Genomic DNA, 5,372 nt, shown 5'->3' on the forward strand with positions numbered 1-5,372 from the left:
TGACCGGCCCGGACCCGGACAACCGACGGCTCAACGACCGCCGGGCACTCAATCCTGCCCACACCCAGCCTGACCTGCTGCTATTTACGCGTCAGGACGTTGGAATTTGGTTGGCATCGAGGGCTGTTCAGAAGGGGCCGGGAGAAGATCTTCTCCCAGATTCCTCCCATGCTCACGACAGTGCGACGTCAGCTTCGGACTGCATCTGTTGGTCGTGCTCGCATCCCAGGCTTGCTCACGGTGATAGCTCGCGCTTGGCCACTGCAGATCCGTCCGGATGTACCGAGATGTATCTGAGTCCCAAGTAGCGTGTGGTCAGGCGTCACGACGGACGTGGATTTCGTCGCGGTACGTCTGGACGTGGCCCTCTTCCAGGTGGCGACGCAAGTGTCCTGCCGAGACATCCTCCTCGTGCTGCCTTCAGGGGCGTTGTGCGTTCTGCAACCGCTCGACCTGCCGGTTGACCAGATCGGCGGGGAAGGACGCGGTGCCGCCGATGTTCAGCTTGTGGAACGTCACGATCGTGTTCCCGGCCCGCACCACGGTGAACTGCTGGTTGCGATCCCCGGGGTACTCAGGGCCCATGGGGACCGTCTCTTGGAACCGCACGGCTTCGTCCCCGCCGTCTGGAGCCTGTTCCATCGTCAGCGTGGTCTTGACCTTCCCTACCCAGCCTGTGCCTCATACGAGCGGCGGGAGCCGAGTGCCTGCTTGAGCTGTGTGAAGTCCTGCTGGGCCTTCCCGTCTTCGTAGGCGGCAAGCGTCGAGCCGCCACCCCAGATGTCACCCTTCCAGTTGAAGACCTGAAGGACGACGGTGGACGCGCGCTCCCCGTTGCGGATGTCGAGCATGGTCTGGCAAGTGGGGTCGGACACCGGCGGGAATGAGCGCTGTTCCTCTTTTGGCTGGGGGTCCTGCACGGGAAGCCCGGCTTCGTGCGCCCTCGCAACTTCGCCCTTTTTGAAGGTGAGCGCCCGCAACTGTGCCCGCGTCAGAGGTGCTACGGCGGCTTTGGCCGATGCGGTCGCCCGCGGGCCCGCCGGGCCTGCTGGCGCATCTGGCCCTGCGGAACAACCGGAGGCCATCAGCACGCCGGCAATCACAGTGCCGAGTGCTGGCATAGGCCGCAGCGTGCGGACGGGCATGAATGTCCCCCCAAGGACTGTGAGAGTGAGGACGCTGACGGTAGCCGTGCTGGAGCGCCCATGACCAGGGACTTCCTATGAATAAGGTCAGGGCGAGATCCTGAGCCGACTCTGACGGCGTATATGCGGACCCACGGCGAGAACAAGGAGAAGCTGCGACGCCTTCTCGCGGCCACGGCCCGGTGCCTGCATGCTGAGAGCCCCGCGCCCCAACCGAGGGTCAGCTCCCCTCTCCTGACCTTGGCTGAGCGGTATCGGCGATCGCCACCGACCAGTACCAACCCGTACCCGCTGCGGTCACGGGCTTCGGCTCATCATGTGCCGCCCGCCGATTCGCCTGGTGTCCACACTCTCCTTCTGCTCGGGGACGGGAGGCGCGCCGCTCAGTGCCGCCTGTAGCGCCCTGCACTGGGTCAGGAGTTCGTTGAAGACCGCGGGCCGCCCGGACGCCAGCGTTTCGAGGAGACCGATGGCCGTGCTCACCGAGGACAGCGCTTCCGGGCGCTTGCCGCACTCGTCCAAGCGGATCGCGCAGTTACTCAGTGACACCGCCAGGTCGGGCAGGAAGGCATCCGGAGTCGCCCGCGCCAGTCGTTCCCGGATCACCACCGCGCGCATGATCGCCTCCAGTGCCTCTTTCTGCCGCCCCAGCTGCGCCAGCCGGTTGGAGTGGTTGTTGAGCGACACCGCGAGGTAGGGCAGGAAGACCTCCGGGCGGGCGGCCGCAAGCTCCTCACGGATCTCCACCGCACGCGTACTGGCCGCCAACGCCTCCTCCCACCGCCCCACCCCCGCAAGATCCGCCGACAAGTTGTTCAACGACACCGCCAGGTCGGGCAGGAAAACCTCCGGGCGGGCGGCCGCAAGCTCCTCACGGATCTCCACCGCGCGTGTGCTCGCCGCCAACGCCTCCTCCCACCGCCCCACCCCCGCAAGATCCGCCGACAAGTTGTTCAACGACACCGCCAGGTCGGGCAGGAACTCCTCGGGACGGGCCGCCGCAAGCTTCTCCCGGAGTTCCACCGCGCGTGTGCTCGCCGCCAACGCCTCCTCCCACCGCCCCAGCTCGGCCAGACGGATCGACAGATTGTCGAGCGCCCCGGCGAGCTTCTCGATACGGCCGGTGTCCCGCCGGCGCCGCAGCGTCCGCCACCACCCGGCGGAAGCGACGGATTGTGCGTGCTGGTCGACCTGGCGGCCGACGAGCGTCAGTGCGTGGTCGGCGAGCCGCTGCGTCTGATCGGGAATCGCGCCGTACAACTGGTCGCGCAGCTCGTCCGACAGCTGTGCCGAGGAGCAGATCGGCTGCAGAGCGTCCAGCAGCGGCCCAGGGGTCTGGGCCTGCGGGGCGATGGTGATCGCGGGCAGCGCGAGCGTCGCGGGATGGTCGCCGATCAGGCTCCGCAGCCGCTCGCCGAGCGCGTCGGTGCTCAGGGGGAGGGCGAGGGCCCGGGTGAGGACCGTCAGCGCGTGCAGTGCCTGCTCGTGGGTGGTGTGCGGCAGGACCGCGTTGAGAAGTTCGGGATGCTTCGTGAGCTCGCGTGCCAGATGGTGTTCGGCCAGCCTGTCCGGGTGGACGCTTCCCCAGTACGCACGCGGGGTGTCGGGCGGATAGAGGTCGTGGATCCAGGTCGCCAGACGCAGCCGGGTGTCCTCGGAGGTGTCGCGGAGCCCGGGGACGAGGGCGAGCGTGTCCACGGCCCGGGCCCGGCAATCCGCTCCCGTGAGCAGAGCGATGGTCAAGGCTGTCAGCCGCTGCTGCTCGGAACCGAGTCCGTGGTGGTGGGCGGTACGGCTCCAATAGGAGTGCTCATGGCTGAGGATGACGTCCTCGGGGCTGTCCTGTGCGGCGTCGCCGTCGCCGGTCAGCAGATCGGCGAGCGCGGACATGTGCAGGGTCAGGGCGTGGCCCGCGCCGTGGGCCGATACCTCGTCGCTGCCCGGCGCGGCCGGCCCGCGGGCGGCCGGTCCGTCCTGGCCGCCTGTGACGCCGTAGCCGGGAATCCGCGCCAGGGCTGCGGCGAGCTGCTGCCGTGCCTGTTCTCGGGCGTTGGTCAGCACAGTGCCGTCCGCCGCTTCGAGCAGCGGGAGTTGCAGCGGCCGGGCTGCGAGCGCCGCCCCCGGCGCGGCGTCCCGACGCACCTGCTGCCACCAGTCGCCGTCCGTCCTCCCGATCATCAGGACCCTGACGGGGTGGCCGCTGGGGTGGTTGGCCAGGTGCTTGACGAGTGCCGTCGTGAGGGCCGTACGCGTCTCGGCATAGTCGACGATCAGCAGCAGGGGCCTGGCGGCCGACGCGAGCACCCGCAGATGCTCGGCCGACAGCTGTTCCGCCTGCGCCAGATGCCCCACCGCCCACTCCTCGGCCCCGAGCCGCGAGGCCACTTCCCGGGCGAGGCGGGTCTTGCCCTGGCCGCCGGGTCCGGTCATCAGCAGGCCGGACAGCAGGTGGCCGGTGCGACACCACTGCAGCAGCGTGCCGAGTTCGGCGCGGGGGCGGAACGAGACGATCTCGTACTCCGGCCGCAGCAGGGATGCGGGTGACGCGGGTGCGAGAGCCGGGTACCAGGGGGTGAACACTTCCTGCATCTCGACGGGTTCGAGGACCAGGCTGCGGCCCGCGGCGTTCTCGATCACGCTGCGGAAGTCCGGTCGCCGGGCCAGCGCATGGATCGGTGTCGCGGTCAGACGGCGGGAATCGAAGCCGGGGGTGTCCTCCGTGACGACACCCGTGACCAGCGGTCCGCAGGTGACGGCCGCCCCCGAGATGCCGTGCCAGCCCGCGCGCCGCGCGCCTGGGGCCCGCACACTGTGGTCGGGCCGGTGTCCGACCGTGATGAGGTACTGCTCCGTCCGCGAGCCGGCGGTCGGATTGATGTACCCGTCGACCTGGTCGATCTCGCGGTCGCTGCCCGTCGGCGTGAGGCTGTCCGGGAACCCGGTCGCCTGGCAGGCGACCCGTACTCCTTGGCCGACGAGAGAGCCGAACCGGACCGGGGCCATGCCCTCCATGCCCTCCGGCATCGATCGGCCGCCCGGCTCCCCCGCATCGGGGACCTCGATCAGGGCTGCGTCCATGGCCGCATCCGCCCAGACGACCTGTGCGTCGTACAGCCCTTTGCCGAAGAGCCGGACGAGCACCCGCTCGTACGGACAGCCCCGTTCATCGGTGAGGACGTGCCAGGCGGTCAGCACGAGTCGCCCGGCGATCAGCGTCCCCGTGCCGAACGACGCACCGCGCTCACCCGCCCGACGGGCTGCCCATACCTCGGCGAGACGACGACGGTCGACCCATGCGCCCAGCACGGCCGCTACTCCGGGGGCAGCTCATCGACCTGACTGCTGACCTTCGCCGGATTGCCCTGGGCATCGGTCGGCTGCAGAGTGATCTTCATCCGGTGGGAGTCCGCCGTGGCCCGGCTGGTTCTCCCGCCGAGCGACAAGACGAACACCTTCGCCGTCGCGTCGCCCGCCTTCTCCTTGCGGACGTCGACGGCGAACTCCAGCTCCACCGGGCCCACCTCGAACTGCAACGGCTCTCCCTGCCCGGCGGCCATCGCTGCCTGCAGTTCGGCACGGACACCGCGCACGGCCTCCGCCAGACCCACCCACACCTCGTCCGGCACCGAGCACCCCCGCATCATGTGTGACGAATCATCAGCGCGCCCCACGCTAGCGCGTGGAGCGCCGCGGCGGCGCTCATCTGGGGGCATCCGCATGGCCCTTCAGCGAGCCGTTCCTCCGGCTCACCGCACAGGGTTGTCCGTTACGGTCCGCGCCGGCGGCCTGGGGCGTGGGTGAGGTGTGCGTGGCCTGGTGGAGGAGCTTTCCCAGGGGGCCGGGTCGGCGTGGGTGAGGTTGCCTTCGATGCTGCGGAGATTTCGGCGGACAGGGGCAGACCGGTTCGCTCGGTGATCAAGTGGATCTTCGAGCGGTACGTGTCCCGGTGGGCAGCCGGCGGGCCGATGGGGTCTGATGACGTGCGGTCTCGGCTGCGGATCCGTCAACTTGACCCGGTCCTGAAGGACCGGGCTTGGAGGTAGCGCCCGGCTGGCTGCTGGGTGGGCTCCTCCGTCCAGACACCCCTATGGGGTGGCAGGGACGCGTGACTCACGCCCCGCAGTCCACACAGCCTCGCCCTTGCGGGCGATGTTGTGGGAAGCGTTCCGGTCCGCGTGGGCAACGACCCCGCAGTTCCGGCAGGCGAAGAGGGCCTGGCTGGCCCGG

4 protein-coding genes are annotated in these 5,372 nt (G+C 69.4%); all 4 read right to left on the reverse strand.

From position 1 onward, the window contains the following. Positions 1-420: 420 nt before the first annotated feature. Positions 421-642 (reverse strand): hypothetical protein, encoded by a 222-nt coding sequence (locus tag AC0699_RS39165; RefSeq protein WP_478671276.1) that lies wholly within the window; start codon positions 640-642, stop codon positions 421-423. 23 nt (positions 643-665) lie between these two features. Next, complete coding sequence (locus AC0699_RS39170) at positions 666-875, reverse strand: hypothetical protein (protein WP_478671281.1); 210 nt, start codon at positions 873-875, stop codon at positions 666-668. A gap of 567 nt (positions 876-1,442) precedes the next feature. Next, a complete protein-coding gene (locus AC0699_RS39175) occupies positions 1,443-4,451 on the reverse strand; it encodes a tetratricopeptide repeat protein (RefSeq protein WP_478671286.1) in 3,009 nt (1,002 codons plus the stop codon). A gap of 5 nt (positions 4,452-4,456) precedes the next feature. After that, on the reverse strand, positions 4,457-4,771 hold the full coding sequence (locus AC0699_RS39180) for a trypco2 family protein (RefSeq protein ID WP_453659014.1): 315 nt from the start codon (positions 4,769-4,771) through the stop codon (positions 4,457-4,459). Between the last annotated feature and the right edge of the window lie 601 nt (positions 4,772-5,372).

Source organism: Streptomyces sp. NPDC043870 (assembly GCF_056435785.1).

Coding starts and splice junctions, on each gene's coding strand:
- AC0699_RS39165 (WP_478671276.1), bottom strand. CDS start 642: ATGGAACAGGCTCCAGACGGCGGGGACGAAGCCGTGCGGTTCCAAGAG.